The organism is Halomonas sp. (assembly GCF_014859505.1).
Lineage (GTDB): Bacteria > Pseudomonadota > Gammaproteobacteria > Pseudomonadales > Halomonadaceae > Halomonas.
The window spans coordinates 1-3,967 of sequence record NZ_JACUUD010000194.1 but is presented as its reverse complement, the minus strand read 5'-3'; the positions used below and the strand labels follow the sequence as shown (position 1 = coordinate 3,967).

3 protein-coding genes and 1 pseudogene are annotated in these 3,967 nt (G+C 68.1%); all 4 read left to right on the top strand.

The window, feature by feature from the left end; translation table 11 throughout:
* Positions 1-504 (top strand): DapH/DapD/GlmU-related protein (locus IBX53_RS15160; RefSeq protein ID WP_290910918.1); only part of this gene is annotated, 504 nt, incomplete at its 5' end.
* A gap of 11 nt (positions 505-515) precedes the next feature.
* Positions 516-2,351, top strand: a complete 1,836-nt coding sequence (glmS, locus tag IBX53_RS15155) for a glutamine--fructose-6-phosphate transaminase (isomerizing) (protein ID WP_290910916.1) — start codon at positions 516-518, stop codon at positions 2,349-2,351.
* Positions 2,351-2,980, top strand: a pseudogene (locus IBX53_RS15150) (DUF72 domain-containing protein); the annotation flags it as partial. The gene glmS and the pseudogene IBX53_RS15150, both read left to right, overlap by 1 nt.
* Positions 2,981-3,008: 28 nt before the next feature.
* On the top strand, positions 3,009-3,967 hold a 959-nt coding region (locus IBX53_RS15145; RefSeq protein WP_290910913.1), incomplete at its 3' end, for a sodium-dependent transporter.

The following is a 3,967-nucleotide window of genomic DNA, read 5'->3' as shown; positions in this document are numbered from 1 at the left end:
GTGCGCATCGGCCCACACTGCGTGATCCGCGACAGCCATATCGGTGCCGAGACGGTGGTCGAGCCCCACAGCGTCATCGAGGGCGCGGTGGTGGCCGGGCGCAACCGCATCGGCCCCTTCGCTCGCCTGCGCCCCGGTACCCGCCTGGCGGTGGGCGCCAAGGTGGGCAACTTCGTCGAGACCAAGAACGCCGAGGTGGGGGAGGGCAGCAAGATCAACCACCTCAGCTACGTGGGCGATGCCCGCCTGGGCCGCGAGGTCAACGTCGGCGCCGGCACCATCACCTGCAACTATGACGGGGCCCACAAGCATCTCACCGACATCGGCGATGGCGCCTTCATCGGCTCCAACACGGCCCTGGTGGCCCCGGTGAGCGTGGGCAGCAACGCCACCGTGGGCGCCGGCTCGACCATCAGCAAGGACGTGCCGGACAATGCCCTGGCCGTTTCCCGCGGCCGCCAGATCAGCAAGGCCGACTGGCCGCGGCCCAGCAAGGACAGGTAAGGAGAAAGACCATGTGTGGAATCGTCGGGGCCGTTGCCGAGCGCAACGTGGAAGGCATCCTCCTCGAGGGGCTCAGGCGCCTTGAGTATCGCGGCTATGACTCTGCTGGCATGGCGGTGCTCTCGCCGGAAGGCACGCTTTCGCGCCGCCGGGCGGTGGGCAAGGTGGCCGCTCTGGCCAAGCGCCTGGCGGACGAGCCGCTGAAGGGGCGCTGCGGCATCGCCCATACCCGCTGGGCCACCCACGGTCGCCCCAGCGAGGCCAACGCCCACCCCCACCAGTCCGGCGAGCGCCTGGCGGTGGTGCACAACGGTATCATCGAGAACCACGAGCCCCTGCGCCGGGAGCTCAAGGCGTCCGGCTACGCCTTCACCTCCGAGACCGATACCGAGGTGGTGGCCCACCTGCTGGAGCAAGAGAACCGTGAGGCGGATGACCTGCTGACCGCGGTGCGTCGCGTTCTGGCCCGGCTCGAGGGCGCCTATGCCCTGGGCGTGGTCAGCGCCGATGAGCCCGGTGTGATCATCGGTGCCCGCAAGGGCAGCCCGCTGGTGGTGGGTGTCGGCATCGGCGAGGCCTTCCTGGGCTCCGACCCGCTGGCGTTGCTGCAGGTCACCGACCGCTTCATCTATCTGGAGGAGGGGGATATGGTGCGCCTCTCCGCGGGCGGTCGCATCGAGGTCTTCGATGCCGACGGCACCCCGGTGGAGCGCAAGGTGCAGACCTTCGAGCACGGCGACGGGGCGGCCAGTAAGGGCGACTATCGCCACTTCATGCTCAAGGAGATCCATGAGCAGCCGGCGGTGATCGCCGCGGCCCTCGAGGGCCGCCTGGGCGAGCGCTCGGTGCTGGTGGAGAGCTTCGGCCCCGACGCCGAGGAACTGTTCGGCCGCGTGTGCCAGATCCATATCGTCGCCTGCGGCACCAGCTATCACGCCGGCATGGTGGCCCGCTACTGGCTCGAGCGCTTTGCCGGAGTACCGGTCCAGGTGGAAGTCGCCTCGGAGTACCGCTATCGCCAGGTGGTGGTGCCCGAGGGCACCCTCTTCGTCACCCTCTCCCAGTCCGGCGAAACCGCCGATACCCTGGCGGCGCTGCGCTTCGCCAAGGCACGCGGCTACCTGGCCAGCCTGGCGATCTGCAACGTGCCGGGCAGCTCCCTGGTGCGCGAGTCGGACCTGACCCTGATGACCCAGGCGGGCCCCGAGATCGGCGTGGCCTCCACCAAGGCCTTCACCACCCAGCTCACCGCCCTGATGCTCTTCACCCTGGCGCTGGGGCGGGTCAAGGGGCTCGACGAGGCCGTCCAGGCCGAGCTGGTGACGGCCCTGCGCGGCCTGCCGCGGCTGGTGGCGCGGGTGCTGGCGCTGGATCCCGAGATCGAGGTGCTCTCCATGGCCTTCGCCGAGAAGCATCACGCCCTCTTCCTGGGTCGCGGGGCGCATTTTCCCATCGCCCTGGAGGGCGCGCTCAAGCTCAAGGAGATCTCCTATATCCACGCCGAGGCCTACCCGGCCGGGGAGCTCAAGCACGGTCCCCTGGCGCTGGTGGACAGCGAGATGCCGGTCATCTCCGTCGCCCCCAACGACGAGCTGCTCGACAAGCTCAAGTCCAACCTCCAGGAAGTGCGCGCCCGGGGCGGGGAGCTCTTCGTCTTCGCCGACGAGCAGGTCGGGATGGTCGAGGAGGAGGGCGTGCATGTGCTGCACCTCCCCCATGTGCACGAGGCCCTGGCGCCGATCCTCTACACCCTGCCGCTGCAGCTGCTCAGCTACCATGTGGCGGTGCTCAAGGGTACCGATGTGGACCAGCCGCGCAACCTGGCCAAGAGCGTGACGGTGGAGTGACGCTGACCGCCGAGCCGCGCCTGGCGGACATCGAGGCGGCGCTGGATGGCTTTCTCGAGGCGCTGGCCCCGCTGCATGATCGGCTGGGGCCGATGATGGTTCAGCTGCCTCGTGATTTCGGCATAGAAGAACTGCCGCGGCTGGAATCTCTGCTCTGCCGGTGGCCTGCAGAAATTCCCTGTGCGGTGGAGGTACGACACAGTGAATTCTTCCACAAGGGGACCGCCGAGATTGCCCTGAACAGATTGTTGATAAGTCACGGCGTCGACCGGGTGATGCTCGACGTGCGCCCGCTCTTCTCGACCCCGCCGGCGGCCCGTCCCGGCCTCGCCACGGCCCATCGGGAAAAGCCAAGACGCCCTTTACACGTGCTTTCCACGGCAGATCGCCCGCTGGTGCGCTTCATCGGCCACCTCGATCCCGCGATAAACGAACGCTATTTTGACGCCTGGATTTCGCGGCTTGCCCTGTGGATAAAACAGGGGAAAACCCCTTATCTGATGGTGCATACTCCGGACAACCGCCAGGCGCCGGAACTGGCGAGATTCCTCCATGCACGGCTCGCCGAGGCGTGCTCCCTGCCGTCCCTGGCGGACTTCCCGGGCGAGGCCCAGACGGCCCTCTTCTGACGCCCCGTACAGCGGGGGGGCGGCCTTCGTGCTCATCTATCTGGCCTGCGTGGCCCTGGTGGGCCTGCCGATACTGGTGGCCGAATGGCTGATCGGTCGGCGCGGCCAGGAGAACCCCATCAACGCCATGGCCGATCTGGCCCGCAGGAACGGCAGGCTGCCGGCCTGGGCCCTGGTCGGTGCCAGCGGCGTGCTGGCGGCCTTCCTGATCCTCTCCTTCTACAGCGTGATCGGCGGCTGGTCCCTCTCCTACACCCTGAGCTCGGTCACCGGCGCCTTCTCGGGGCAGGATGCCGACGCCATCGGCGCCCTGTTCGGCGGCCTGCTGGGCAGCCCCGTCACCCTGTCGCTGTGCATGGGCATCATGATGGCCTACGGCTCCTACCTGGGCGAGGAGGTCAACCTGATCAGCACGGCCCGCACCGTGATCATCCTGGATACGGCCATCGCGCTGCTGGCGGGCATGGCGATCTTCCCCATCGTCTTCGCCAACGGCATGAGCCCCGGCGAGGGGCCGGGCCTGATCTTCGTCAGCCTGCCGGTGGCCTTTGGCAACATGACGGGTGGGACCATCCTGGGCCTGATGTTCTTCCTGCTGCTCACCTTCGCGGCGCTGACCTTGGCGATCTCGCTGCTGGAGCCGGTGGTGGAACTGGTGGAGGAGCGCACCCCGCTCTCCCGCGTGACAGCCACCCTGGTGGGCGGCGTGGCGGTGTGGGCGCTGGGCATCGCGGCGCTGATGTCGTTCAACGTCTGGGAGGGCTTCCTGATCTTCGGCCTGAACATCTTCGACCTGCTGGATACCTTTACCAGCAAGGTGCTGCTGCCGCTGACCGGCCTGGGGGCGATCCTCTTCGTGGCCTGGTGCCTGGAGCGCAAGAGCGTGGCCGACGAGCTCAACCTGGGCGGCGGCAGGGAGCAGCTGTGGCACCTCGTGGCCCGCTATGTGGCGCCCATCGGGGTGATCGTGGTGTTCGTCACCGGCCT